Source organism: Modestobacter caceresii (assembly GCF_000761485.1).
Taxonomy (GTDB): domain Bacteria; phylum Actinomycetota; class Actinomycetes; order Mycobacteriales; family Geodermatophilaceae; genus Modestobacter; species Modestobacter caceresii.
Window position 1 is genome coordinate 50,582 of sequence record NZ_JPMX01000139.1, and the last position, 23,203, is coordinate 73,784.

The 23,203-nt window shown below is 72.5% G+C and carries 25 protein-coding genes; 12 read left to right on the forward strand and 13 right to left on the reverse strand.

All coding sequences use genetic code 11. The features are described 5' to 3' along the window. Window positions 1-93 precede the first annotated feature (93 nt). Window positions 94-603, forward strand: coding sequence for a mycothiol transferase (locus IN07_RS23480; protein WP_036341505.1), 510 nt, complete (start codon window positions 94-96; stop codon window positions 601-603). Between the two features lie 41 nt (window positions 604-644). Continuing rightward, on the forward strand, window positions 645-1,868 hold the full coding sequence (locus IN07_RS23485) for an acyl-CoA dehydrogenase family protein (RefSeq protein WP_036341508.1): 1,224 nt from the start codon (window positions 645-647) through the stop codon (window positions 1,866-1,868). Here the strand turns inward: IN07_RS23485 and IN07_RS23490 are convergent. Continuing rightward, window positions 1,865-2,119: a hypothetical protein gene (locus tag IN07_RS23490; protein ID WP_036341512.1), complete on the reverse strand. Its 255-nt coding sequence runs from the start codon at window positions 2,117-2,119 to the stop codon at window positions 1,865-1,867. The two genes, IN07_RS23485 and IN07_RS23490, sit on opposite strands and share 4 nt — an antisense overlap. Before the next feature lie 248 nt (window positions 2,120-2,367). On the opposite strand from IN07_RS23490, the gene IN07_RS25005 reads away from it, so the two are divergent. The 4 genes from IN07_RS25005 to IN07_RS23510 are packed head-to-tail and all read left to right on the forward strand — an operon-like array spanning window position 2,368 to window position 5,106. Continuing rightward, window positions 2,368-3,393, forward strand: a complete 1,026-nt coding sequence (locus IN07_RS25005; protein ID WP_269429987.1) for a sigma-70 family RNA polymerase sigma factor — start codon at window positions 2,368-2,370, stop codon at window positions 3,391-3,393. Further along, window positions 3,375-4,310: an STAS domain-containing protein gene (locus IN07_RS23500; RefSeq protein ID WP_231558554.1), complete on the forward strand. Its 936-nt coding sequence runs from the start codon at window positions 3,375-3,377 to the stop codon at window positions 4,308-4,310. The genes IN07_RS25005 and IN07_RS23500 overlap by 19 nt, the downstream gene beginning before the upstream one ends. After that, on the forward strand, window positions 4,310-4,729 hold the full coding sequence (locus IN07_RS23505; RefSeq protein ID WP_036341515.1) for an STAS domain-containing protein: 420 nt from the start codon (window positions 4,310-4,312) through the stop codon (window positions 4,727-4,729). The genes IN07_RS23500 and IN07_RS23505 overlap by 1 nt, the downstream gene beginning before the upstream one ends. After that, on the forward strand, window positions 4,726-5,106 hold the full coding sequence (locus IN07_RS23510; protein ID WP_036341518.1) for a phosphatase RsbU N-terminal domain-containing protein: 381 nt from the start codon (window positions 4,726-4,728) through the stop codon (window positions 5,104-5,106). Before IN07_RS23505 ends, IN07_RS23510 begins: the two co-directional genes overlap by 4 nt. Here the strand turns inward: IN07_RS23510 and IN07_RS23515 are convergent. Continuing rightward, window positions 5,103-5,405 (reverse strand): hypothetical protein, encoded by a 303-nt coding sequence (locus IN07_RS23515; protein ID WP_036341521.1) that lies wholly within the window; start codon window positions 5,403-5,405, stop codon window positions 5,103-5,105. The two genes, IN07_RS23510 and IN07_RS23515, sit on opposite strands and share 4 nt — an antisense overlap. A 376-nt stretch (window positions 5,406-5,781) precedes the next feature. Between IN07_RS23515 and IN07_RS23520 the strand changes: the two genes are divergently transcribed. After that, a complete protein-coding gene (locus IN07_RS23520) occupies window positions 5,782-7,392 on the forward strand; it encodes a glycoside hydrolase family 13 protein (protein ID WP_036341524.1) in 1,611 nt (536 codons plus the stop codon). Between the two features lie 57 nt (window positions 7,393-7,449). Here the strand turns inward: IN07_RS23520 and IN07_RS23525 are convergent, their stop codons facing one another. Continuing rightward, the gene (locus tag IN07_RS23525) at window positions 7,450-7,881 is read right to left on the reverse strand and encodes an Lrp/AsnC family transcriptional regulator (RefSeq protein WP_036341527.1); all 432 of its coding nucleotides are present in this window, start codon (window positions 7,879-7,881) and stop codon (window positions 7,450-7,452) included. A gap of 203 nt (window positions 7,882-8,084) precedes the next feature. On the opposite strand from IN07_RS23525, the gene ctlX reads away from it, so the two are divergent. Continuing rightward, window positions 8,085-9,077 carry a citrulline utilization hydrolase CtlX gene (ctlX, locus tag IN07_RS23530; protein WP_052091710.1) on the forward strand — a complete coding sequence of 331 codons (993 nt, stop codon included), beginning with the start codon at window positions 8,085-8,087 and terminating at the stop codon, window positions 9,075-9,077. Window positions 9,078-9,179: 102 nt separating this feature from the next. On the opposite strand, the gene IN07_RS23535 is transcribed toward ctlX, so the two are convergent. From IN07_RS23535 to IN07_RS23545, 3 genes are all read right to left on the reverse strand, one after another. Further along, window positions 9,180-10,004, reverse strand: a complete 825-nt coding sequence (locus tag IN07_RS23535; protein WP_064972479.1) for a F510_1955 family glycosylhydrolase — start codon at window positions 10,002-10,004, stop codon at window positions 9,180-9,182. A gap of 177 nt (window positions 10,005-10,181) precedes the next feature. Next, window positions 10,182-10,778, reverse strand: a complete 597-nt coding sequence (locus IN07_RS23540) for a DUF305 domain-containing protein (protein ID WP_036341528.1) — start codon at window positions 10,776-10,778, stop codon at window positions 10,182-10,184. Window positions 10,779-10,864: 86 nt separating this feature from the next. Continuing rightward, on the reverse strand, window positions 10,865-11,281 hold the full coding sequence (locus IN07_RS23545) for a hypothetical protein (RefSeq protein WP_036341530.1): 417 nt from the start codon (window positions 11,279-11,281) through the stop codon (window positions 10,865-10,867). 340 nt (window positions 11,282-11,621) lie between these two features. On the opposite strand from IN07_RS23545, the gene IN07_RS23550 reads away from it, so the two are divergent. Beyond that, a complete protein-coding gene (locus IN07_RS23550) occupies window positions 11,622-11,804 on the forward strand; it encodes a heavy-metal-associated domain-containing protein (RefSeq protein ID WP_231558555.1) in 183 nt (60 codons plus the stop codon). 177 nt (window positions 11,805-11,981) lie between these two features. Here the strand turns inward: IN07_RS23550 and IN07_RS23555 are convergent, their stop codons facing one another. The 7 genes from IN07_RS23555 to IN07_RS23585 form a co-directional block, all read right to left on the reverse strand. After that, a complete protein-coding gene (locus tag IN07_RS23555) occupies window positions 11,982-13,784 on the reverse strand; it encodes an FAD-dependent oxidoreductase (RefSeq protein ID WP_052091711.1) in 1,803 nt (600 codons plus the stop codon). Between the two features lie 87 nt (window positions 13,785-13,871). Further along, window positions 13,872-15,110 (reverse strand): bifunctional 3,4-dihydroxy-2-butanone-4-phosphate synthase/GTP cyclohydrolase II, encoded by a 1,239-nt coding sequence (locus IN07_RS23560; RefSeq protein ID WP_036341537.1) that lies wholly within the window; start codon window positions 15,108-15,110, stop codon window positions 13,872-13,874. Beyond that, window positions 15,107-15,607 (reverse strand): flavin reductase family protein, encoded by a 501-nt coding sequence (locus IN07_RS23565; RefSeq protein WP_036341540.1) that lies wholly within the window; start codon window positions 15,605-15,607, stop codon window positions 15,107-15,109. Before IN07_RS23565 ends, IN07_RS23560 begins: the two co-directional genes overlap by 4 nt. Further along, window positions 15,604-16,206 carry a VOC family protein gene (locus tag IN07_RS23570; RefSeq protein ID WP_197058622.1) on the reverse strand — a complete coding sequence of 201 codons (603 nt, stop codon included), beginning with the start codon at window positions 16,204-16,206 and terminating at the stop codon, window positions 15,604-15,606. The genes IN07_RS23565 and IN07_RS23570 overlap by 4 nt, the downstream gene beginning before the upstream one ends. Window positions 16,207-16,247: 41 nt before the next feature. Further along, entirely contained in the window at window positions 16,248-17,255 is a 1,008-nt protein-coding gene (locus tag IN07_RS23575; RefSeq protein ID WP_036341542.1) for an ABC transporter permease, read from the reverse strand. Further along, window positions 17,252-18,880, reverse strand: a complete 1,629-nt coding sequence (locus tag IN07_RS23580; protein WP_052091712.1) for a sugar ABC transporter ATP-binding protein — start codon at window positions 18,878-18,880, stop codon at window positions 17,252-17,254. Before IN07_RS23580 ends, IN07_RS23575 begins: the two co-directional genes overlap by 4 nt. A gap of 112 nt (window positions 18,881-18,992) precedes the next feature. After that, entirely contained in the window at window positions 18,993-20,042 is a 1,050-nt protein-coding gene (locus IN07_RS23585) for a sugar ABC transporter substrate-binding protein (protein WP_036341545.1), read from the reverse strand. A gap of 446 nt (window positions 20,043-20,488) precedes the next feature. On the opposite strand from IN07_RS23585, the gene IN07_RS23590 reads away from it, so the two are divergent. Genes IN07_RS23590 through IN07_RS23600 form a run of 3 tightly spaced genes read left to right on the forward strand, consistent with a single transcriptional unit; the run spans window position 20,489 to window position 23,168 of the window. Next, window positions 20,489-21,295, forward strand: a complete 807-nt coding sequence (locus IN07_RS23590) for an alpha/beta fold hydrolase (RefSeq protein WP_197058623.1) — start codon at window positions 20,489-20,491, stop codon at window positions 21,293-21,295. Beyond that, the gene (locus tag IN07_RS23595) at window positions 21,292-22,353 is read left to right on the forward strand and encodes a zinc-binding dehydrogenase (RefSeq protein WP_052091714.1); all 1,062 of its coding nucleotides are present in this window, start codon (window positions 21,292-21,294) and stop codon (window positions 22,351-22,353) included. The genes IN07_RS23590 and IN07_RS23595 overlap by 4 nt, the downstream gene beginning before the upstream one ends. Next, a complete protein-coding gene (locus IN07_RS23600; RefSeq protein ID WP_052091715.1) occupies window positions 22,350-23,168 on the forward strand; it encodes an SDR family NAD(P)-dependent oxidoreductase in 819 nt (272 codons plus the stop codon). Before IN07_RS23595 ends, IN07_RS23600 begins: the two co-directional genes overlap by 4 nt. Window positions 23,169-23,203 lie beyond the last annotated feature (35 nt).

Here is a 23,203-nt window from a genome sequence, read left to right on the forward strand (position 1 = left end):
GAGCCCGGGCACGCCGAACGTCGCCCGACAGCGGGACAGGTGTGACACGCGAGGTCGGTTGGCCGGCAGCTGCCCTGGGGTAGGGCGGCGATCATGGAGAGCCGGGACCTGTTGCTGACCGCGTTCGACAACGTCGAGGAGGCCGTCCGCGGGGCGGTCGAGGGGATCGACCCGCAGCTGCTGAACGCCCGCGTCGACCCGGAGGCGAACACCATCGCCTGGCTGGTCTGGCACCTGACCCGGGTCCAGGACGACCACGTCTCCGAGGTCGCCGGGGTCGAGCAGGCCTACACGGCCAACGGCTGGGCCGACCGGTTCGAGCTGCCGTTCGACCCCAGTGCCATCGGCTACGGCTTCAGCAGCACCGACGTCGGACGGACGCAGGTCAGCGACCCGCAGCTGCTGATCGACCACCACGCCGACGTGCACCGACGCACCGCGGAGTTCGTGGGCACGCTCAGCGCCGGGGACCTCGACCGGGTCGTCGACGAGCGCTGGGACCCGCCGGTGACCCTGGGTGTCCGGCTGCTCAGCGTCGTCGGTGACGACCTCCAGCACGCTGGGCAGGCAGCCCTCCTGCGCGGCTCCCTGGAGCGGCGCTGAGCACACGGCACCCAGTGCCACCCGCGAGTAGCTTCGGACCGGTGAGCAACGACGCTTCCCCTGACTTCTACGCCCTCGACGACCTCCTGGAGCCGGAGGAGATCGAGCTGCGGGACCGGGTGCGCGACTTCTGCACGCGCGAGGTCACGCCGATCATCAACGACTACTGGGAGCGGGCGGAGTTCCCGTTCGAGCTGGTCCCGAAGATCGCTGAGCTGGGCGTGGCCGGCGGCACGGTCGCCGGGTACGGCTCGGCCGGGATGAGCGCGGTCGCCGCCGGGCTGGTCGCCGCCGAGTGGGCCCGCGCCGACGGCAGCCTGGGGACCTTCTACGGCGTCCACAGCTTCCTGGCCATGCAGTCGATCGCCCTGCTGGGCGATGAGGAGCAGCGCGAGCGCTGGCTGCCGGCGATGGCCCGGATGGAGCTGATCGGCGCGTTCGGCCTGACCGAGCCCGCGCACGGCTCGGACGCCGTCGCCCTGGAGACCAGCGCCCGCCGGGACGGCGACGAGTGGGTGCTCAACGGCGCCAAGAAGTGGATCGGCAACGGCACGATCGCCGACCTGGTGCTCATCTGGGCCCGCGACGAGGAGGGTGCGGTCGGCGGCTACGTCGTCCCCAAGGGGTCGATCGGCTGGACCGCGACCCGGATGACCGGCAAGACCGCGCTGCGGGCGGTGTGGCAGGCCGAGATCACCCTGGACGAGGTGCGGGTGCCGGCGGAGAACAAGCTGGCCAACTGCCGCTCGTTCAAGGACGTCTCGGTGGTGCTGGACCGCACCCGGTACACCGTGGCCTGGCGGGCCCTGGGCATCGCCGAGGCCGCCTACGACCTGGCCTTGAAGCACACGATGCAGCGGGAGCAGTTCGGCCAGCCGATCGCCGGCTACCAGCTGGTGCAGGAGAAGCTGGCCCGGATGCTGGCCGAGATCACCAGCATGCGGCTGCTGAGCTGGCGGTTGAGCAAGCTGGCCGACGAGGGCCGGATGACCGCGGCGATGGCCTCCATGGCGAAGATGAACAACTGCAAGAAGGCCCGGCAGATCGTCGCCGACGCCCGCGACCTCTTCGGCGGTGACGGCATCCTGCTGGAGCACCACATCGCCCGCCACCACGCTGACATCGAGGCGATCTACACGTTCGAGGGCACCGACCACGTGCAGGCGCTCATCGTGGGCCGGGACATCACCGGCATCTCGGCCATCACCGGCCGGCGGACGCCTCGGGCCGAGCAGAAGCCGGCCGAGCCGCCGCAGTCGATCTAGCCGACCTGTCGCAGTGCCGGCGCCGTGCGGCGCCGGCACTCGGCGCAGGTGTCGCGGCCACTGCTCATCCGCCCCCACCGTTGCGCACCCCAGATCTGCACGATCGCCCCGCACACGGCGAGCTCCACCTCCCCGTCGAGCTCGTCGGCTGGCCGGTGCGCCTCGACGGCGTGCCAGGACTTGGGCTGGTCGACCGGCTGGGCCCAGGATCGGCGATCCGGCCGGGCGAATCCGACGGCGTAGCTGTCCACGTCATCTCTGTGCCCCACGCCACAAGAAGCCAATCATGAGCCGTTCCACCGCCCCGACGTCCGGCGCTCCGTCGCTGAGCCGGCACGTCCTCGAGCACGGCCCCCTGCCATTCCCGGGTCGTCGTCTGCTGCGCCTGCACCCGAACCCGGCACACCGGTCCGCTGCGGGCTCCACTGGCGTAGCGTCCCGGCCGTGGGGACTGCGCGGTCCGCCGAGGAACCGGACGAACCCCGCGCCGCACACTGACATCGCCGCGCTCATCCCGATGGTGCGCCGCGTGATCGCCGCCCGCGTCGCCGACGCCGCGACGGTCGACGACCTGGTCCAGGAGACCCTGGTGCGGGTGCTCGCCGCCGCCGGACGGGTCGAGCCGGGCATGCTGGAGCCGTACGCGATCGTCACGGCCCGGAACGTGGTGACCTCTCAGTGGCGCGAGCGTGACCGGCACCAGCGGAACCAGCACCGGGTGGTCGACCTGCGCCCTTCCGCCGCGGTGGACGAGGACCTCCTCGCGCGCGAGGAGCGCGATGCGGTCGCCCAGGCGCTCACCCGGCTCTCGGCGCAGGAGCGCGACCTGCTGCTCGCCCACGAGGTGTCGGGGCGGGACACCCGGTCGCTGGCCGGGGAGCTCGGTTCGACCGCCGGGGCCGTCGCGGCCCAGCTGAACCGGACCCGAGCCCGGTTGCGAGTGGAGTACCTGCTCTCCGTCGAGGGCGTCGAGCCGCCCACCGATCGCTGCCGCCCGGTCCTGCTCGCGCTCTCCGGCGGCGACCGCCGGCGGCAGCGGGAGGTGGACGCCGGCCGCCACCTCCTGGAGTGCGGGTCGTGCGCACGCCTGAGCCAGCCCCTGATGGAGCGCGGTCAGCCCAGGGAGGACGAGGTCCGGGTCCGGGTCGAGTCCGACGCCGACATCGTGGCGGCGCGTCAGGCCGCCCGCGAACTGGCGTCCCGGCTCGGCTTCTCCCGGACCGACCTGACCTTGATCGCGACGGCCGTCTCGGAGATCGCACGCAACATCGTGCGCTTCGCCGGCTCCGGCGAGGTCCTCGTCGAACTGCTCGAGCACCCGCACCAGGGGGTGCGCGTCGTCGCGCGGGACACCGGACCGGGGATCGCCGACGTCGAACGGGCACTCACGGACGGCTACAGCACCTACGACGGGCTGGGACTGGGACTGCCCGGTGCCCGGCGACTGATGGACGAGTTCGCGGTGGTGTCGGAGATGGGCCGCGGAACGACGGTGACGATGACGAAATGGCGGACTGGACGATGACGGACCACGAGCACCACACCGCGCCGGCGGGGACGGCCCCGGTCTCACCTGAGTACCTGTACGAGCGGGACGACGAGCACCAACTGCTCCCTCAGCTGGTCGCCCACCTCCGCGAGCACCGGACGAGGTTGCGCCAGGAGTGGGCGGGGCGCATCCAGCAGTCCGGTCTGCTGCGGGCGATGACCCCGCAGGAGATGACGGTCGAGACCACCTCGGTCTACGACAACTACGTGGAGGTCCTGGAGACCGGCAGCGTGGAGGCGCTGCAGCGGTACGCCCGCGACCTGTCGGAGCGGATCATCCCCCGCGGGGTCGAGACGCACGAGGTGGTCGGGATCGTGCTGCTGCTGCGTGACGTCCTGGCCCGCTCCCTCTTCGAGAAGTACCAGCTCGACTTCGCCCTGCTCAACCGGGTGCTCGACGCCTACGAACCCGCCGCCAACCGCATCGCGATCACCGTCGCGGGGAGCTTCGTCGACGAGCGGGAACGGGTCATCCGCCAACAGCAGGACTCGATACGTGAGCTGTCCACGCCGGTGCTTCCCGTGCGGGAACGGCTGCTGATCCTGCCGATCATCGGCGTGCTGCACAGCGAGCGGGCACGTCAGCTCACCGAGCAGCTGCTGGCCGGCATCCGCACCCACCGCGCCAAGGTCGTCGTCGTCGACATCACCGGCGTGCCGGACGTCGACGAGGCGGTGGCCAACCACCTCGTCCAGACCGTCGACGCCTCCCGGTTGATGGGCGCCAGCGTGATCATCACCGGGCTCTCCCCGGAGATCGCGCAGACCCTGGTCACCATCGGGGTGGACCTCAGCAAGATGGACACCATCGGTGACCTGCAGGGCGGCCTGGAGGAGGCCGAGCGGCTGCTCGGCTACACCGTCACCCGGGACAGCGGCATGGCGAGCCCCTGATGTCCGGGCCGAAGCTGGTCTCCATCCTGCGCCAGGGCCCTCACCTCATCGCGTCCATCCACACGGCCCTCGACGACACGGAGATGGAGCGGTTCCGGGAGGACCTGGTCGAGCAGATCGGGCGGCACCGGTCCCGCGGGGTGGTGATCGACGTCGCCGCGCTCGACGTGCTCGACTCCTTCGGCGCACGCACGCTGCGCACCATCGGGGAGATGGCCCGGCTGCGCGGGGCGGTGACCGTGATCGTCGGCATCCAGCCCGACGTGGCGTTCGCGATGGTGTCGCTCGGCATGGACACCGGGACCGTGGCGACCGCGCTCGACCTGGAAGAGGGGCTGGCCTTCCTCGAGGGCAGCGGCGCCCGCCGGTCAGGGGCCGGGCGGATCGGTGCACCCGCCGCCCGGGCGGTGCCCCGGTGAGCCCGCTCGAGCGCCTCGCGCGCGACTACCGGATGGCCCTCCTCAGCTACCTGCCGCGCCGCGAGGAGGCAGCACTGAACCGGGGGTACGAGCTGGGACGCTCGGCCGTCATCGAGCAGGTGGGGCTGCTGGAACTGGCCCGGGTCCACCACGACGTCTTCCTGGCCGTGTTGGAGGAGACCCAGGCCGACGACGTCCTGCCGGTGGCGGCCGCTGCCTCGGAGTTCCTGATGGAGGTGCTCGCCACGTTCGACATGACGCAGCGCAGCCTGCACGAGAGCCGGCCGGCCGCGCGGGGCCCTCGACCGGGAGGCGGGGTCACGGCCTCCCGGTCGAGGGCGGAGCACGCGGGACGGACCCGCGCGCGACGGGACTAGTTCTGCACGAGGCGGACTGGTCCCTGGTCGGTCTCGCAGACCGTCTGGGTGTCACCGCTGCGGTCCACGGCCTGACCGAGGACGGCGACCGGGCCGACCTTCACACCGCAGATGGTGGCGGCGACCTGGGCGGCGACGCCGATGTTGACGTCCTGGAGGACGGTGACGTCGCCGATCGCGACGTTGACCAGACCGTCCTGGTCGTTCACGGGCTGCGCGCTCGCCGGTGTGGCGACGCCCGCTGCGATGGCGGTCCCGACGAAGACCGTGGCGACGGTCCTGCGTGTCCAGCTGGCCATGAGATGCCCCTCTCGTGCACGTGCTCGACGCCTGGGACGACGGAGGTCCTCCCCGGCCTGCACGGATGAAGACCCCTTCGCACGGCGGCGATGACGACCCGGCTGCACGGGCTCTCCGCCGCTCGAGCGCCCTGGAGCCCGGTCGAGCAGCACCGACGTCCGCCTTCGGCCGCCGAGGTCGGCACCGTCGTCGCGTCATGCGCGGGCATCGAGAGCGTCCACCGCCACGCAGAGACGGGAACCGGGACCAGGGGCGCGAAAGGCCGCTGCCGTTGGCGAGATCCGCCAGAGACCACGCCGGCCGTTCGTGACGCGCACCACACAGTTCGCCGGCTCGACTGCCGATGTTGTCCACATGTCACGTCGGCTCGCAACGATGCGGACCTCGACCGAGCAGCAGGTCGCGGCCCAGCGGTCCCCGTCGCCCTGGTGGCGGTCAGCCGTGGTCTACCAGGTCTACCTGCGCTCCTTCGCCGACAGCAACGGGGACGGGATCGGTGACCTGGCCGGGCTGCGCTCGCGGTTGCCCTACCTGTCCTGGCTGGGCGTCGACGCCCTCTGGATCAACCCGCACTACCCCTCCGGCGGGGCCGACGGCGGCTACGACATCTGTGACTACCGGGCGGTCGACCCGGACTACGGCGACGTCGCCGACCTGGAGGCCCTGGTCGCCGACGCCCGCCAGCTCGGACTGCGCGTCGTCCTGGACGTCGTCCCGAACCACACCTCCGACCAGCACCCCTGGTTCCAGGCCGCGCTGGCCGACCCGGACTCCCCCGAGGCCGCCCGCTACCACTTCGCCCCGCCGTCGGAGGAGCCGCCGAACAACTGGCGCTCGCTGTTCGGCGGCCCGGCCTGGTCGCGCACGCCGGACGGCCGGTGGTACCTGCACCTGTTCGCCCCCGAGCAGCCCGACCTGAACTGGCGGGACCCGGCGGTCGCCGCCGACTTCGAGAAGACGCTGCGGTTCTGGCTGGACCGCGGGGTCAGCGGGTTCCGGGTCGACGTCGCCTACGGCCTGTTCAAGGACGCCGACCTGCGGGACAACCCGGGCGCCTACTCCCCCACCCTGTTCGGCCACGGGCCGGAGCAGGCGATGACCTGGAACCAGCCCGAGGTGCACGACGTGTGGCGCCAGTGGCGGTCGGTCTGCGACGAGTACCCCGACACCATGCTGGTCGGCGAGGTCTGCCTGGCCGACCTGGACGAGGTCGCGCTCTACTCGCGGCCCGACGAGATGCACCAGTCGTTCTCCTTCCGGCTGCTCAAGTCGCCGTGGGAGACCGCGGCGTTCGCCGACGGCGTGCAGACGGCGCTCGACGCCTTCGGTCGGGTGGGCGCCCCGGTGTCCTGGGTGCTGGGCAACCACGACAAGGACCGGCAGGTCACCCGCTTCGGCGGGGGCGCCCTCGGCACCGCCCGCGCGCGGGCCGCCGCCCTGCTGATGCTGGCGCTGCCCGGGTCTGCGTACCTGTACGCCGGGGACGAGCTGGGGCTGCCCCAGGCCGTGGTGCCGGACGAGGCGAAGACCGACCCGATCTTCTTCCGCAGCGGCGGCGAGCGCGCCGGCCGGGACGGCTGCCGGGTCCCGATGCCGTGGAACGACTCCGCCGGTGTCGGCTTCTCCCCGGACGGCGCGGCCGAGCCGTGGCTGCCGATCCCGGCCGAGTGGAGCGGCTACGCCGTCTCCAGTCAGACCCGGGACGGCGGCTCGATGCTGACCCTCTACCGGCGGGCACTCGCCCTCCGCGCGGCGCACCCGGCCCTGGGCTCCGGGGACGCCACGGTCCGCACGGACGGCGACGTCCTCACCGTCCGCTGCGTCGGGGACGAGGAGACCGTGCGCTGCGTGGTGAACATGGGCTCGGCCACGGTGCTGGCCCGCGCCCGCGGTGAGGTGCTGCTCGCCTCGACGTCGCGGGTGCATGCCTCGGCCGGCAGCATCGCGCTGCCACCGAACACCGCCGTCTGGCTCACCGAGGACTGATCCACCGGCCCCGTCGCAGCCGGCTGCTGGCTCCGGTGGCGTCGGGCCGGCCGCGGGTCAGCGCAGCACGGAGGACAGCAGCAAGCTGGTCTCGCTGTTCACGACGCCGTCGATCGAGCGGATGCGGCCGAGCAGCCGGTCGAACTCCATCAGGTCACGGGTGCGGACCTCCGCCACGAGGTCCCAGCCCCCGTTGGTGGAGTGCAGCGCATCGATCTCGGTGAAGCCCCGCAGCCGGCGGATCACCGCATCCGTCGAGCGACCCTCCACCTCGATCAGCGTCACCGCCCGCACCTCACCGGCGACCGCGTCCTCCCGGGCCCGCACGGTGAAGCCGACGATGACGCCCTGCGCGACCAGGCGGTCCATCCGGCTGGTGACCGTGGCCCGGGAGATCCCGAGCCGGCGGGCGATCTCAGCGACGGGTGCACGGCCGTCCTCGCGGAGGACGGCGAGCAGTCGACGATCGAGCTCGGTCAACGCGGTCATGCAGAAAGCCTAATCACGACGCGAAATCTGCTCAGCTGGCCGCCGGAGATCGAGCTGGATGTTCGTTGCGCTTGCACATCGCCCGTTCCTAGCCTTGAGATCAACCCTGACAGGAAGGCTCGGATGACCTCGCTCGTCGACGTCCGCACCACGACCAGCTGGGTCGCCGCCCGCCGGATCACCGTCGACCGGGTCGGAGCCTGATGGCCGTACCCGTGCAGGCGCCGGGAGCCGTCGTGCTCATCCGCCCGCACCGGTTCCGCCCCAACGAGCTGACCCGGGTCGACAACGCCTTCCAGTCGCTGCCCGCCGGGCCGGACCCCGCCGCCGTCGCCGCGCAGGCCCGCGACGAGGTGACCCGGCTGGCCGAGGCGCTGGAGTCGGCGGGGGTGGTCGTGCACCTCTTCGAGGACCACGCGCACGATCGCCCGGACGCCGTCTTCCCGAACAACTGGCTGTCGACGCACCCCGACGGCCGGGTGGCGCTCTACCCGATGTTCGCGGTCAACCGGCGCAGCGAGCGGCGAGCCGACGTCGTCCAGCTGCTCCAGGAGCGGTACCGCGTGGACCAGGTCGTGGACTTCTCCGGCATGGAGCGGGACGGACTGTTCCTCGAGTCGACCGGGGCGATGGTGCTCGACCACCAGGAGCGGGTCGCCTACGTCTCCCGCTCCCACCGGGCACACCCCGAGGCGCTGGCGCGGTTCTGCGCGACGTTCGGCTACGAGGCGGTGCTGTTCGACACGGCCGACGCCGAGGGCCGGGCGGTCTACCACACGAACGTGCTGATGACGGTGGGCAGCGCGGTGGCGCTGGTCGGGCTCAGGCTGATCAGCGCGGCCGCTGATCGAGCCCGGGTGACCGACCGGCTGGCTGCGACCGGCCGGGACGTCGTCGATCTCTCCGAGCACCAGGTCCGCCAGTTCGCCGGCAACGCCATCGAGCTGACCGGCCGCGACGGACCGGTGCTGGCGCTCTCCGCGCGGGCCGCCGCCAGCCTCACCGCAGACCAGCGCCGGCGGATCGAGGCGACGACCCAGCTGCTGGCGGTAGCCGTGCCGACCGTCGAGCTGGCGGGCGGATCGGTGCGGTGCATGATCGCCGGGGTGCACCTCACGCCACGACCGGCGGCCCTCCCGCGCGGGCCGCTGTTCGGAGCGCAGCCAGGAGCGGTGCGGGTGCCCGTCGCCCCCTGACCCAGCACGCCACCTCCGCCGACCTGCTGTCGCACCGCCGTTCGCCACCGCCACGCCGACCACGGGGCCGAGCCCGACCGGGCGCTCGTCCGCGTGCCGGCGTCAGCGCGCCAGCAGCGTCTCGAAGGTCCGTCCGCCGTCCGATGACTCCAGCACGGCGGCGGTGGTGACCACGACGACGCGCACCTCCTCGCCGTCCGACGTCGCCGTCACGGCCTCGGGCGCCGAACCCAGCTCCGCCACCTCGTCCCAGGTCAGGCCCCGGTCAGCGGTGACCCAGACGACGCCGTCCGGTGTGGCGCCGACGGCCTGGCGCTCGTCGGCCCAGGTGGCCACCTGCAGCAGGGGCGCCCCCTCGACGAACGACCAGGAGGACGCCGCGTCGGTGGAGCGGAGCAGGCCCTGCTCCGTGGTCGCCAGCACCTGGGTCCCGTCCGGGGACGCCGCGAGCGTGTGCGGCTCCGCGGGGATGGGAAGCGGCTCCCAGGCGCGGCCGTCCTCGCTGAACAGCAACGAGCCGTCGAAGCCGAGGACCCCGGCGTCGCTGACCGTCAGGCCGTGGAAGTCGGACTCCTCCTGCCGGGACAGCGGCGACCAGGTACGGCCGGCGTCGGTGGTCTCGATCAGACCGACCGGGTTCGGCAGTTCGGAGTGCAGGCCCGGATGACCGGAGGCCAGGTAGTGGTCCGGGCCGACGACGGTGAAGCCCATCAGGTCGATCGTCGGCCCGACCGGGGTCACGGCCCCGTCGGCGACCTCGACCAGGCCCTCGTGGGTCGCCACCAGCACCGAGCCGCTGCCCGGGTCGATGCCGACGCCGTGCACGTGGCTGGTCGGCAGCTGCCCGGTCGCGGTGGCGACCGCGGCGTCCGCTGCTCGGTCGGAACCGGACGACGAACACCCGGTCAGGACGGCGACGAGGAGCACCGGAACGGAGGCGGCGGGCGACCACCACTGGGCAGGGCGGCGGCGGGCAGGGCAGGGCGGCGGCGGGCAGGGCAGGGCGGAACGGACATCAGGTCTCCTGGGGATCACGGGAACAGCGGGCCGGGCGCGGACGAAGGGCGGGGACGGCGGACCCAGCCGCCGCCCCCGCCCCGGCGCTCAGCCGCCGAGCTCGTCGAGCAGGCGCTGCATCTCGTCGATCTCCTGGGTCTGGGTCTCGGCGATCGACCGGGCCAGGTCGACCGCCTCGTCGTCCTGCCCCTCGTCGATCTCCGTCCCGGCCATGACGACGGCACCGTCGTGGTGCTCGATCATCGACTGCAGCCACATCCGGTCGAAGTCGGCGCCGGCCGGGGGCATGTCCGCCATGTCCATGCCGTCCATCTCCATGTCCATGCCGCCGTGGTCCATGCCGTCCATGGAGTCCGGCTCGACCGGCTGGCCCCACTCCTCCAGCCACCCGGTCATGAGGTCGATCTCCGGTTCCTGCCCGGCTTCGACGCGCTCGGCCAGGTCGCGGACGCGCGGGTCCTCGGCACGCTCGACGGCCATCTCGGCCATCGTGAGCGCGCCCTCGTGGTGCGGGATCATGCCCTGCGCGAACGCGATGTCCGCGTCGTTGAACTCTTCGGCCTGGGCAGTGGCGCTGCCTGCGTCGGCGGCGGAGCCGTCCTCGCCGGCGCAGCCGGTGAGGACGACGGCGCCGGCGATGAGCCCACCGGTCAGGCGGGCGAGTCGTGCGGTGGTGCGGGTCATCGAGAGATCTCCTGTCTACCTGCGGATGAGGGCATGCCGGTGCTCCCCGTGCCAGCAGAGGTGCTGACGGGGTGGGGGCACTCGGCCTAGATCCGCAGGAGGCAGAGCAACGCGAGATCCGGCGCGGGGGCGGGCCGGTGGAGGTGCCGGAGCACGCGCAGCGACGGCGGCGGGCCTCGCAGCTGGAGGGTGAGCCGCCCGCGCCGGAGCGCCGCGACGCCCACGCAGGTCAGTACTGCGAACAGCACCGCCAGGCAGAGCGTCCAGATGTCCGCCCCATGAGCCGGCATGCCATCGGGGGCCGGGTCGAGGGGCATGGCTGCGGGCGCGGCAACGGGGTGCATCCCGTCGGCCGACCCCACGACGGCGCCATGGTGGGAGTCGAGCGAGGCTGACGCGGCCAGCGGGGTGTGGGGCGAGTCGACCCCGCCCATGCACTGCACGCCGTGCATGGCCAGGACGGCGGCCACTGCGAACAGCGCCCAGATCAGCCGCCCTCGCATGACACCCCCCGATCGTCCCCGCCTGCGTGGACCTGCCCAACGGTCCGCCGACTCCTCGACGCTACCTGCGTGGAACCGAGATGGTCCGCACAACCGTTGAGGCCGTCTGGCAGATACCCCCCAGGGGTACTATCGTCGGGGCGTGGGCACGAGCTCGACAGGAGCAGTGACACTCAGCAGAGAGGGCCCGGAAGTGGCTGTTGAGAGCATCGAGATCACGCGTCGCGGAACGCCTCCCGTGACATCGGGCGGCTGTGGCTGCTGCAGCCCGGCTGCTCCGCAGCAGGCGACCACGCCCCCGGCCGGGATGCAGGCGACAGCGGCGTACGGGGTGGATGGCATGACCTGCGGACACTGCGCCGGCGTCGTGACCTCCGCGCTCCAGGGGCTCCCCGGCGTCACCGACGTCCTGGTGGACCTGACCCCGGGCGGCGTGTCCACCGTGACCGTCACCTCGACCGCACCCGTGTCCGCCGAGGACGTCGACGCCGCTGTGCGCCAGGCCGGCTACCGCCTGGCCTGAGCAACGCCGTCATCGGGCACCCACCCCGACGGGCAGGTACCCGACCGCCGTCGGAGCCGCTGTTCCGGAGCCGTCCGGACGACCGCGGGGACCCTGGCCACCGTGCTGGCCGACGGCCCAGGCGACTGGCTCGTCCGAGCCTGCGGTGCGGCCGAGCCGCACCGCAGGCTCCTGCTCCTAGACCTGACTGAGATCGCGCCCGAGGACGGCGCCGAGCGCCGCGGCGAGCCAGTCGGCGGCCTGCTGCTCCGACGGCGGTGCGGACGGGTACCGGGCGGCGACGTACCCGTCCGGCCGGACGAGCAGGACGCCGCCGTCCTCGATCTCCCGCAGGTCGGCCCAGGTGCCGTACGGGTCCTCGACGGGCTGGCCCGGCCCGATCGAGACGGTGGTGATCGACAGCCCGGCCTGCTCGCCGAGGGTGCGGGAGGCTGCGAGCCACGCCTCCCCGCCGATGCCGGTCAGCACGCTGAACCGGCCACGGCCGACCAGGTCGAGGGTGGAGGTCTGTACCCCGCCCCGGGTGACCCAGGTGTGCGGCAGCTTGGCGCCGGGCCAGGTGGTGGGCTGGGCGTACAGCTCGGGGTCCCGCCGGTACTCCGGCATCGGCGTCCCGTCGGGGACCACCGCGGAGCTGGCGTACCGCTGGTTGTGCTCGACGCCGTGGGCGTCGAACTCGTAGGCCTTGTAGGCGATGGCCTCCCGGACGGCGGCCCGGATCTTCTCCCCCTCCGCGCCCGGCGCCTTCCACAGCGCGAGCTGGCGTTCGAGCGCGTCGGCCTCGGTGTGCTCGAGGTCGAGGGCGCTGAGGATCTTCCCGGTGTCGGCGATGCTCTGGTTGGCCCGCTCGACGACCTGCCGGGCGATCGGTGCGCGCTCGGCGTCGTAGGAGTCCAGCAGCGACGGGTCCGCCGTCCCGGCCACCACGTGCGCGAGCTTCCAGGCCAGGTTGTAGGAGTCCTGGATCGAGGTGTTGGAGCCCAGCCCGTTGGTCGGGGGGTGCCGGTGGATGGCGTCGCCGGCGCAGAAGACCCGCCCCCGGGCGATCGTGGTGGCGAAGTGGTGGTTCACCGTCCACGGGGAACGGGACTTCACCCGCATCTCGAAGTCGTCACTGCCGACGAGTGCGACCGCGAGCTCCCGGACCACCTCGTCGCTGAGGTCCGGCGGGCCGCCGGCCACCTCGTAGCCCCACATGAGCATCCACTCGGTCCACGGCTTGATCATCCGGAGCACGCCGAGGCCGACACCCTCCTTCTCCGCGCCGGGCTGCAGCATCCAGTAGAGGACCGACGGGCGGTGCGCGACGAAGCGCGAGAGGTCGGCCTCGAAGACGATGCTCAGCGCACCACCGACTGCGCCGGGGCCCTCGTAGGGCAGGTCGAGGTCGGCGGCCACCTGGCTGCGTGCGCCGTCGGCCCCGATCAGGTACTTGGAGCGGACGGTGTACGTCGTGCCGGTCAGCCGGTCCTGCAGCGTGGTGGTGACGCCGTCGTCGTCCTGGACGTGGGAGACGTAGCTGGTGTCGAACCGGACCCGCGCCCCGCGATCCTGCGCGGCCTGCACCATGATCGGCTCGGTGATGGTCTGGGGCGCGTCGAGCATCGCGCACGGGCTCTGCAGCTCGTAGTCGGCGTGCCGCACCGTGTCGGTGCCCCAGGACGGGACCCGGCCGAGCTCCTCGCCGGCGAGGCTGGTACAGAAGGTCGTGTTGCCCATGAACTCCCAGGGCGTCGCCTCCCGCATGAGCCGCTCCTCCAGACCCACGTCGCGCAGCACCTCCATCGTGCGCTGGTTCGTGATGTGCGCACGCGGGGTGTCGGACAGCCGGCCGTACTTGGTGACCAGCAGCGTCGAGGTCCCGTAGCTGGCGAGGAGCAGGGCTGCCGACGCCCCGGCCGGGCCGGAGCCCACCACCAGGACGTCGGTGGTCACGGCGGACTGAGCGGGGATCGAACCATCCGGCGTGGACTGGGTCATCGAGTACCTCTCTCGGATGCGAGCGGACGACGGTCCGCACGTGGTCGGGTCATCTCAGGGTCCAACGGTGCGCCGACCGGCCAGCTGTCAGCCCTCGACGGCCGGCGGGGCCAGGTGGCCCATCCGGTCACGCTTGGTCCGTAGGTACCGGACGTTGTGCGGGGTCACCACCGCAGGGAGCGCCACCCGCCCCACGATCGTCAGACCGTAACCGTCGAGGCCCCCGTACTTGGCCGGGTTGTTCGTGATCAACCTCAGCCGGCTGACCCCGAGATCACCCAGGATCTGCGCACCGACGCCGTAGCTTCGGGCGTCTGCGGGGAGGCCCTGGGCGGTGTTGGCGTCCACCGTGTCCAGCCCCTCCTCCTGGAGGGCGTAGGCACGGATCTTGTGGCCCAGGCCGATCCCCCGCCCTTCGTGACCGCGCAGGTAGACCACGGCTCCGACGCCCTCCTCTGCGACCGCGCGCAGCGCCTGCTCCAGCTGCCCTCCGCAGTCGCAGCGCAGCGAACCGAGGATGTCGCCGGTCAGGCACTCCGAGTGCACCCGGACGAGTGCGCCGGCCTCCGCGGCCCCGGCGGCGGCCACGTCGCCCATCACCAGGGCCAGGTGCTCGGTGCCGTCGACCGTGCTGCGGTAGGCCATCGCCCGGAAGTCGCCGAACTCGGTCGGCATCGTGGAGCTGGCGACCAGTTCGACGAGCTGCTCGGTGGCCCGCCGGTACCGGACGAGGTCGGCGATGGCCAGGACGGGCAGCCCGTGCTCTGCCGCGAACCGGGTCAGCGACTCGCCCCGGCGCATCGAGCCGTCGTCGTCGACGATCTCCCCGATCACCCCGACCCCGGACAACCCGGACATCGTGGTGAGGTCCACGGCCGCCTCGGTGTGCCCGGCGCGCACCAGGACGCCCCCAGCGCGTGCGCGCAGCGGGAAGACGTGCCCGGGCCGCCGGAGCTCTGCCGGCCCGGTGGCCCCGTCGGCGAGGGCTCGGACGGTGCGGGCGCGATCGGCGGCCGACACCCCCGTCCCGGTGCTGACGTGGTCGACGCTCACCGTGAAGGCCGTCCCGTGGGAGTCGCCGTTCTCGGCCACCATCTGCGGCAGCCGCAGCTCCTCCGTGCGGGCGGCCGGCATCGGGGCGCAGATGATCCCGGTCGTGTGCCGCACCAGGAAGGCCATCTGCTCCTCGGTGACGAGCTCGGCGGCGGCGACGAGGTCGCCTTCGTCCTCCCGGTCCTCGTCGTCCACGACGACGACCAGCTGGCCCGCGGCGAGGGCGGCCAGCGCCCGCTGGACCGACTCCGCGGGCGTGCGGCGGGGACTCACTCGGTCTCCAGCGCGGCGTGGGTCCCGAAGACGCGGCCGTGGTAGGTCAACGGCCGCCCCTCGGTCGTGTCGGCCGCGGTCACCAGGCCCAGGGCGACGACGTGGTCCCCGCCGTCGACCAGCGCCTCGACCTCGCACGCCAGCCAGCCGGGAGCCCCCGGGAGCCGCGGCAGGTCGTTGTCGACCTCCCAGCGGACCCCGTTGAACTTCCCGGTGCCGCCCTTGCGCGCGAAGGCCAGGGCCGTTGCGGCCTGGTGGGAGCCGAGCACGTTGACGCCGAAGCGCCGGGTCTCGCGCACCATGACCAGCAGGTCCGAGCCGCGGTCGAGGGAGACCAGCACCATCGGCGGGGTCATCGACAGGGAGGCGAAGGCGCTCACGGTCGTGCCGTGCGGCAGCCCGTCGCCCAGGCAGGTGATCACCGAGACCGGCGTGGGCACGCCTGCCATCACCTCGCGGAACCGGGTCTGCAGGTTAGGGTCGACGGAAGCGGTCATCGGGGTGTCTCCTCCTGGAGGGCCGGCCCGGAGCCGGGGACGCTGGTGGGTGGAAGTGGAGCCGCGAACGGCCGGATCGGGTCGGCGCCGTCCCAGTCGAGGGAGGCGCGCCAGAAGGCGGTGAACGCGGCGTCCATGCCCGGCCCGTACTCGATCAGCTCGACCATGCCGGGGCGGGCGTGACCACCGTCCAGGTAGGCGACCTCGCCGCCCGTGGGCACACCGGCCCGGTACGCGAGCACGTGTCCACGGGCCTCGAGTTCGGCGATCCCGGCGGCGATGTCGTCGGTGACGACGCCGAAGTGGTGGAAGCCGTGGCCCCGCTGCTCGATCACCTCGCGGTAGACCGACGGGTGCTCGTCCTTCGGCTGGATGAGCTCGATCTGCATGTGCCCGGCGAAGGCCATGGCGATCGCGACGTCGGCGCGGCTGGGCTGCCCCCGGTAGACCGGGTCGACCCCGGTGAAGGAGTCCAGCAGGAACCACGGGCCGACCCGGAGCTCGCTGGTCCACTGCTCGATGGCCGCCTGGACGTCCGCCACGACGTAGGCCATCTGGATGATGCCGTCACGCGGCTGGCCGAAGCCGAGCTCTCTCACGTTCTCTCCTTCCACAGCACGGGGAGCGGTGGCACCCGCGGTCAGTTCCGCCGCAGGTAGCGGGAGATGGCGACGGCCAGGACGAGCGCCCCGCCGTAGAAGAGCTGCTGGGCGTAGTCCTGTGCGCCGAGCAGCTGCAGCCCGGCGGTGCCGGTGGCCAGGAACAGCACGGCCACCCCGGTGCCCAGGGCGTTGAACCGGCCGGGCTGGATCGTCGTGGCGCCGAGGAAGACGGCCGCGTAGGCCGGGAGCAGGAAGGTCTCCACCGAGGTGGGGCCGGCCGAGCCCGTGGTGCCGACGTAGAGGACGCCGGCCAGCGCGGCGATGACCCCGGCGAGCGTGAAGGCGCCGAAGCGGATCCGGTCTGCGTTGATGCCGCTGAGCACGGCCACCTCGCGCGACTGCCCGACGAAGAGGTTCCGCACACCGAGAGGCGTGTGGTTCATGACGTACCAGATCACGAGCATGACCAGCAGGCAGTAGAAGAACTGCACCGGCACGCCGCCGATCTGGCGCAGGTAGGTCCACATCGACAGGCTGCGATCGACCCCCACGATGGTGGTGGAGTTGGCGATCCAGAAGACCAGACCACCGAACAGCGTGCCCGTCCCCAGGGTCATGATGAAGGGCTCGGTCTTGAACTTGACGACGAACAGCCCGTTGAAGGCACCGCAGAGCCCGCCGACGCCGACGGCGACCAGGCAGGCCACCGGGACGGACACCCCGTGGTTGACGTTGAGGACCGCGACGATGATCGCCGACAGGCCCCCGATGCTGCCCAGCGACAGGTCCAGGTCCCCCGAGCGCGTCGGCAGCAGCGCAGCCAGCGCGAGCATGAACAGGATCGACTGGGACCCGAGGATGTTGGACAGGTTCCCCATGGAGAGGAACGTCTCCGGTGCCAGGGCGGCGAAGACGATGAACAGCACCAGCCAGGCGACCGGGAGGGCTGCCTTCTCCCCCCACCGGCCGCGGACCGATCCGCTCCCCTGGGCCACGCTCGGGGCGGGCTGCGGGTCCGTGGTCTCGACGGTCTCCGTCGCGCTCATGGTGCCACCTGTTCGACGATGCGGGTGTTCGGAGTCGCGCCCGGGTCAGCCCCGTAGACGCTTGCGGTGATCGCGGCGGGCGAGATGCCCTGCCCGACGATCTCGGTGACGGCGACCCCGCCGCTCACCACGACGACGCGGTCGCAGACGGTGGCCAGCTCGTCGAAGTCGCTGGAGACCCAGACGACGGCCATGCCGGTCTCCGTGGCCCGCTTGATGACCCGGTAGATCTCGGCACGGGCCGCGATGTCCACGCCCTGGGTGGGCTCGTGCAGCAGGAGGACCTCCGGACCGATCTCCAGCCACTTGCCGACGACGACCTTCTGCGCGTTCCCGCCGCTGAGGGTGCCCAGCGGCAGGTCGGTGCGCCGCGGGCGGACGTCGAGTGCACCAGCCCGCTCGTCGGCGGTGCTGCGCAGCAGCGCGTTGCGCAGCCGCCCACCCCGGGAGAACCGGCGCACCACCAGCAGCATCATGTTCTCGGCCACCGAGACCGCCGGGGCGATGGCGTCCCGACGGCGGTCGGCCGGGATCAGCGCGAGGCCCATGCCGACCGCCTGGCCGGGGTGCTGCTTGGTCAACGGCACGCTCCGGCCGCGCAGGGTGAGCTCACCGCCGGAGGCCTGCTTCGCACCGAAGAGGAGGTAGGGGACCTCCTCGGCACCGGATCCCAGCAGTCCGGCGAGGCCGACGATCTCCCCCGGGGCCACGTGCAGCTCAAGCCCGCTGGTCTGCCCACCGCGGAGGCCGGTGACGTGCAGCCCCGCCTCGGGTGCGCGGTCGAAGGACCGCGGCTCCTCCGCGTCCGGCCGGTGCCCGCCGTGGGCCTGGCCGTGCTTCGGGCTGCTGAGGCCGGCGGCCGCAGGGCCGACGATCATCTCCACGACCTCCGCGTCCGTGACGTCGCTCATCCGCGCGGTCGCGGCGAGCTTCCCGTCCCGCAGCACGGTGACCCGGTCGGCGATGGCGCGGATGGCCGGCAGGTCGTGGGAGATGAACACCACGCTGGCACCGGAGGCGACGATGGTCCGGATCAGGTCGAAGAGGAACCGCACCTCCTCCTCGGGCAGGAAGACCGTCGGTTCGTCCAGGACGAGCACCGAGGACGAGGCACCGGTGCGTTCCCGGTGCTGCTTGAGCTCCTCCGCCGCCCGGGCGATGGCGACCAGCGCCTGCTCCACCGGCGGCAGCTGGTTGACCACCGCCAGGGGGTCGACGTCGACCCCGTAGGAACGCAGCATCTCCCCGGCCTTGCGGGCCTCGGCCCGCCAGTGGATGCGGGTGCGGGACCCAGACCGCTCGGCGACACCGCCGAGCAGGTTCTCCAGGACGGTGAGCGGGCGGGCCAGCCCCAGGTCCTGGTGGACGAAGCTGAGGCCCAGGTGCCGGGCGGCGTCCCCGTGCAGCGGCAGCGGGACGTCCTCGCCGTCGACGACCATCCGGCCGCCGGACTCGGGGTCGTAGACGCCGGCCATGACCTTGACCAGGGTCGACTTCCCGCAGCCGTTCTCGCCGAGGAGCGCGAGCACCTCCCCGCGCTGGACGGTCAGGGAGACGTCCTGCAGGGCCTTGGTGGCGCCGAAGGTCTTCGAGATGTGGTGGAGCTCCAGAGCGGTGGTCGCCATCCGACGGTTCCCCTAGCTGGGCCGGAGCGGGGTGGCCGGACGCCGTACCCCTGCTGGTCTGGGTGGAACGAGGCTGCGGGGGCCTCCGGAGATCCGGAGGCCCCCCGGCCCATCAGGCGGCGGGCGCGTCCTGCCAGAGACCGCGGTAGCCCTCCACGTAGGCGTCACCGAAGCCGTAGTCCGGCGGCTGCAGCTCCTCGGCGTTCTCCGGGGCCCACAACCGGTAGGGCGAGAAGGCCTCTTCCGACGGGATCGGCTCCTGGTTGCTGAGCACCCGGAACAGCTGGTCAGCGCCGGTGTAGGCCATCCAGTCGAAGTTCGGGCCCATGTCGGTCCCCATCGGGTTCGCCGGGTCCTTCATCAGCTCGATGAAGGTCCGGTCGGCGCCGAAGGCGTAGGTCTTCGCGTCGACGCCGGAGGACTGGATGGCCGGCAGCACGAACGGCGTCTGCGCGTCGAAGACGGTGAAGACGGCGCGGATGTCGGGGTTGGCCACCAGCGCCGAGGAGACCGCGCTGGTCAGCTCGGTGGCGTAGTCGGTGATCGGGATGTTGATCGCCTGCACCTCGCACTCGTCCCCGCAGAGCTCCTCGAACTCGTCCCGGACGGCCTGTTCCATCCCGATCGACGGCGGGTTCTCGTTCGACGTGATAACGAGGGCGTCGATGGGCCGGCCCTCGGACTCGAGGAGCGCCGCGTCCACCCCCAGCTCCATCGACCGGTTGAACTGGCCGTTCGTCTGGGCGGCGATGAGGTCGCTCGCCGGGTCCTCCACGTCGGCCAGGTGCATGTCCACCACCTCGATGCCCGCCTCGCGGGCGGCTTCCATCTGCGGGGCCAGCGCTGCCGGGTCGATGCCGCAGACGAGCGCGACGCCGTCGTACCCCTGGTTGATCGCCAGGTTCATGCCCTGGACCCAGGCCTGCGGGCCACCGTCGTTCTGGAAGTAGGTGCTGTCGGTCATGCCGACGCTCTTGGCGATGTCGACGACGGTGCGCGCCATCCGGTCGCAGCCCTCGAGCTGGCTGCTCACCGGCATCGACAGGATCTTTTTGCCCGCCAGCCCCGCGACGGAGAAGGCCGGTCCGGGCGACTCCCACTCGGGAACGGCCATGGCCTCCTGGACGTCGGTCTCCAGATCGGCGAGCACGTCCTCCGACACGACTGCTTCGGCTTCTGCACCAGCCGGCGATCCCGTGTCGGTCTCGCTGGGTGCGCACCCGGCGATCGCCAGCCCGGCGACCGCGAGCGCTGCCAGGGGTGCGAAGCGCGGGGCTCGTCCGGCGCGGGGAAGTCGATGAGACATCTGTCGTCCTCTTCGTCATTGGATGGGACGGCACGTGTCGGCAGAGCGGCCATGTGTGACCTGCGCAACGTGACGCAGGGAACACTGGCAGCGCCGTGCAACCGTTGTCAACCGTCAGGCGTACGGATGTCCGCTGCCGTGGGTCCGACGTCCCACGCCTCCCCAGGACCCGCCCGCGGATGGCGCCAGAGGGACGGCGGCGCCCCTGCCGGCCGGAAGTCCGTTGACAGCCACCGTGGCATGGGTCACGGTGAGCCGAGATGGCGGACAAGTGTCCGAAGGCCTCGAGTCAGGAGTTCAGCGTGAGTGATCCAGGTGCCGGCCCGACCCCGACCCGAGTGCCCATGGGGTCCGGTGAGGTCAACTTCTTCCGACAGGGGTCCGGGCGTCCGGTCCTGGTCCTGCACGCCGCCGGCGGGGCGGGGGCCTGGAACCCCTACCTGGAGCAGCTGTCCCAGCACTTCGACGTGATCGCGCCGAACCACCCCGGGTTCGGGCTCAGCGACGAGCTCCCCGAGGTCGCCACCGTCCAGGACATCGCCGCCCACTACGTGCGACTGCTGGACCAGCTCGGCATCGACCGGCTCGACGTCGTCGGCGCCTCGTTCGGCGGCTGGATCGCCGCGGAGCTCGCCACGACCATCCCCGACCGGGTCGAGCACCTCGTCCTGATGGCCCCCGCCGGGCTGCACGTCCCCGACGCCCCGCCGGCGAACCTGTTCGAGATGGGCCCGGAACAGCTGGTCCGGGCACTGTTCTACGACGACGCCGTCGTGACGGCCGCGCTCTCGGCACCGCCGACGCCCGAGGCCATCGCGCAGAACGAACGGGACATGACCGCGTTCGGCCGGTTCGCCCGCGACCCCTTCCTGCACGACCCGGAGCTGCCCGACCGGCTGCCGAAGATCACGGCACCGACGCTGGTGCTGACCGCCGAGGTGGACGAGATCATCCCCCGACCGCACAGTGAGGCCTACGCGGAGGCGATCAGCGGTTCCACGCTGCGCGAGGTGCCCCGTACGGCACACGGGCTCTACCACGAGCGTCCCGATGCAGTCGCCGACGAGGTCATCGGCTTCCTGACCGCCTCGGGGCCCAGCACCCGATGAGGGCAGCGGTCACGGAGGGTCCCGGCACCATCCGGTTGCACGACCGGCCGGAACCGGGCCCTCCGGGGCCGGGCCGCACGTTGCTGCGGGTGGAGACGGTCGGGATCTGCGGCTCCGACCTCCACCTCTTCCGGGCCGACCTGGGACCCTCGCACGACGGGCTGCTCCCCCGCGTGCAGGGCCACGAGTTCTCCGCGGTCGTGGCCGCCGCCGACCCCACCGGCGACGGCCCGGCCGCCGGCACCCGGGTCGCCGTCTGGCCGGTCCGTCCCTGTGGCGCCTGCCGGCCCTGCCGGGCCGGCCGGGAGAACGTGTGCCGCCACCTCCAGCTGCTCGGGGTCCACCGGGACGGAGCACTACAGGAGCACCTGGAGACCGAGACCTCCGCGCTGGTGCCGACGCCCGGCCTCACTGCGACCCAGACCACCCTGGTCGAGCCGGTGTCCATCGCCGTCCACTCGGTGAACCGCGGGCGGGTGGCGCCCGGGGAGTCGGTCGTCGTCCTCGGTGGCGGCCCCATCGGCGTGTCCACCGCACTGGCCGCCCGGGACCGAGGCGCCACGGTGCTGGCGCTGGACCCCGTCCCCTCCCGCCGGGACCTGCTGACCGCACTCGGCTTCAGCACCGCCGCGCCGGACGCAGCCGACCTCCCTGCGCTGCTGGCCGTGCACACCGGGCCGGACGGCGCCGACGTGGTCGTCGACACGACCGGCCGGGCCGCCGTCCTCGCGACCGCACTGGAGATGGCCGGTCACGGCGGCCGCGTGGTCGTGGTCGGGATGACCTCGCAGTCGGCGCCGACCAGCCCGGGCCCGCTGCCCGTCAAGGAGCTCGACGTCCTGGGGGTCAGCTGCTGCACGTCGGCGGAGTTCGCCGCGGCCGCGGACCTCGTGGCCCGCAACACCGCTGCAGCCGACGCCATGGTCAGCCACCTGCTCCCACTGGCCGAGGCCGCTGCCGCGGTCCAGCTGCTCGAGGAACGTCCCGACGAGGCCTTCAAGGTGCTCATCGACCTCCGCCCCTCCCCCGCACCCGACGATCCAGGAGACCCCGCATGACCGGATCCACCGGCGACACCCGGTCCCTGCCCGAACGACTGCGGATGGACGACCGGCACGTCCTCGTCACCGGCGCCGCGAGCGGGCTGGGCCTCGGGATCGTGGAGGGCCTCCTGCAGTGCGGGGCCTCGGTCACGATGCTCGACGTCGACGCCGACCAGCTGGCGCGGAGCGCAGCCACCGTGGACCCCGCGGGCGGAACGGTGACGACGCGGGTGTGCGACGTCTCCCGGGCCGACGAGGTGCACGCCGTCGTCACGGCCGCCGCCGCGGAGCGCCCGCTGGACGCGGTGTTCGCCAACGCCGGCATCGCCGGCGGCCCGGGTGTCAACACCCCCGAGGGCCGGGTCTACGACCTGGACTGGGCAGCGTTCGACGCAGCCCTGGCTGTCAACCTGGTGGGCACCCTGGCCACCGTCCGCGCGGCCGCGTCGGCCATGCGCCCGGTCGGCCGGGGCAGCATCGTGGTCACGGTGTCGACCGCGGGGCTGCGTGCGGACTCGATGGTCGGCTACGGCTACAGCGCCTCCAAGGGCGCGCTGGCCAACCTGGTCCGCCAGGCCGCCGTCGACCTCGCTCCGGACGGGATCCGCGTCAACGGCATCGCCCCGGGTCCCTTCCACACCAACATCGGCGGCCGTGGCCCGATCGACCCGGCCGTCGAGCAGGCCTGGGCTGACACGGTGCTGCTCGGGCGGATGGCCGTCCGGCAGGAGCTGCAGGGGATGGCCCTCCTGCTGGCATCGGACGCGTCGTCCTTCATGACCGGCACCGTCTACCCGGTCGACGGGGGTGCGCTCGCCGGGGCGTTCTGACCCGTCGGTCACGCCGAAGAGGCGGGGGGGGGCGG

What these genes read in the sequence shown, in the direction of transcription:
- IN07_RS23550 (WP_231558555.1), top strand. Translation starts at nt 11,622, where the DNA reads ATGACCTGCGGACACTGCGCCGGCGTCGTGACCTCCGCGCTCCAGGGG.
- IN07_RS23575 (WP_036341542.1), bottom strand. Translation starts at nt 17,255, where the DNA reads ATGAGCGCGACGGAGACCGTCGAGACCACGGACCCGCAGCCCGCCCCG.
- IN07_RS23525 (WP_036341527.1), bottom strand. Translation starts at nt 7,881, where the DNA reads ATGACCGCGTTGACCGAGCTCGATCGTCGACTGCTCGCCGTCCTCCGC.
- ctlX (WP_052091710.1), top strand. Translation starts at nt 8,085, where the DNA reads ATGGCCGTACCCGTGCAGGCGCCGGGAGCCGTCGTGCTCATCCGCCCG.
- IN07_RS23515 (WP_036341521.1), bottom strand. Translation starts at nt 5,405, where the DNA reads ATGGCCAGCTGGACACGCAGGACCGTCGCCACGGTCTTCGTCGGGACC.
- IN07_RS23555 (WP_052091711.1), bottom strand. Translation starts at nt 13,784, where the DNA reads ATGACCCAGTCCACGCCGGATGGTTCGATCCCCGCTCAGTCCGCCGTG.
- IN07_RS23580 (WP_052091712.1), bottom strand. Translation starts at nt 18,880, where the DNA reads ATGGCGACCACCGCTCTGGAGCTCCACCACATCTCGAAGACCTTCGGC.
- IN07_RS23595 (WP_052091714.1), top strand. Translation starts at nt 21,292, where the DNA reads ATGAGGGCAGCGGTCACGGAGGGTCCCGGCACCATCCGGTTGCACGAC.
- IN07_RS23540 (WP_036341528.1), bottom strand. Translation starts at nt 10,778, where the DNA reads ATGACCCGCACCACCGCACGACTCGCCCGCCTGACCGGTGGGCTCATC.
- IN07_RS23500 (WP_231558554.1), top strand. Translation starts at nt 3,375, where the DNA reads ATGGCGGACTGGACGATGACGGACCACGAGCACCACACCGCGCCGGCG.
- IN07_RS23545 (WP_036341530.1), bottom strand. Translation starts at nt 11,281, where the DNA reads ATGCGAGGGCGGCTGATCTGGGCGCTGTTCGCAGTGGCCGCCGTCCTG.
- IN07_RS23565 (WP_036341540.1), bottom strand. Translation starts at nt 15,607, where the DNA reads ATGACCGCTTCCGTCGACCCTAACCTGCAGACCCGGTTCCGCGAGGTG.
- IN07_RS23505 (WP_036341515.1), top strand. Translation starts at nt 4,310, where the DNA reads ATGTCCGGGCCGAAGCTGGTCTCCATCCTGCGCCAGGGCCCTCACCTC.
- IN07_RS23600 (WP_052091715.1), top strand. Translation starts at nt 22,350, where the DNA reads ATGACCGGATCCACCGGCGACACCCGGTCCCTGCCCGAACGACTGCGG.
- IN07_RS23480 (WP_036341505.1), top strand. Translation starts at nt 94, where the DNA reads ATGGAGAGCCGGGACCTGTTGCTGACCGCGTTCGACAACGTCGAGGAG.
- IN07_RS23520 (WP_036341524.1), top strand. Translation starts at nt 5,782, where the DNA reads ATGCGGACCTCGACCGAGCAGCAGGTCGCGGCCCAGCGGTCCCCGTCG.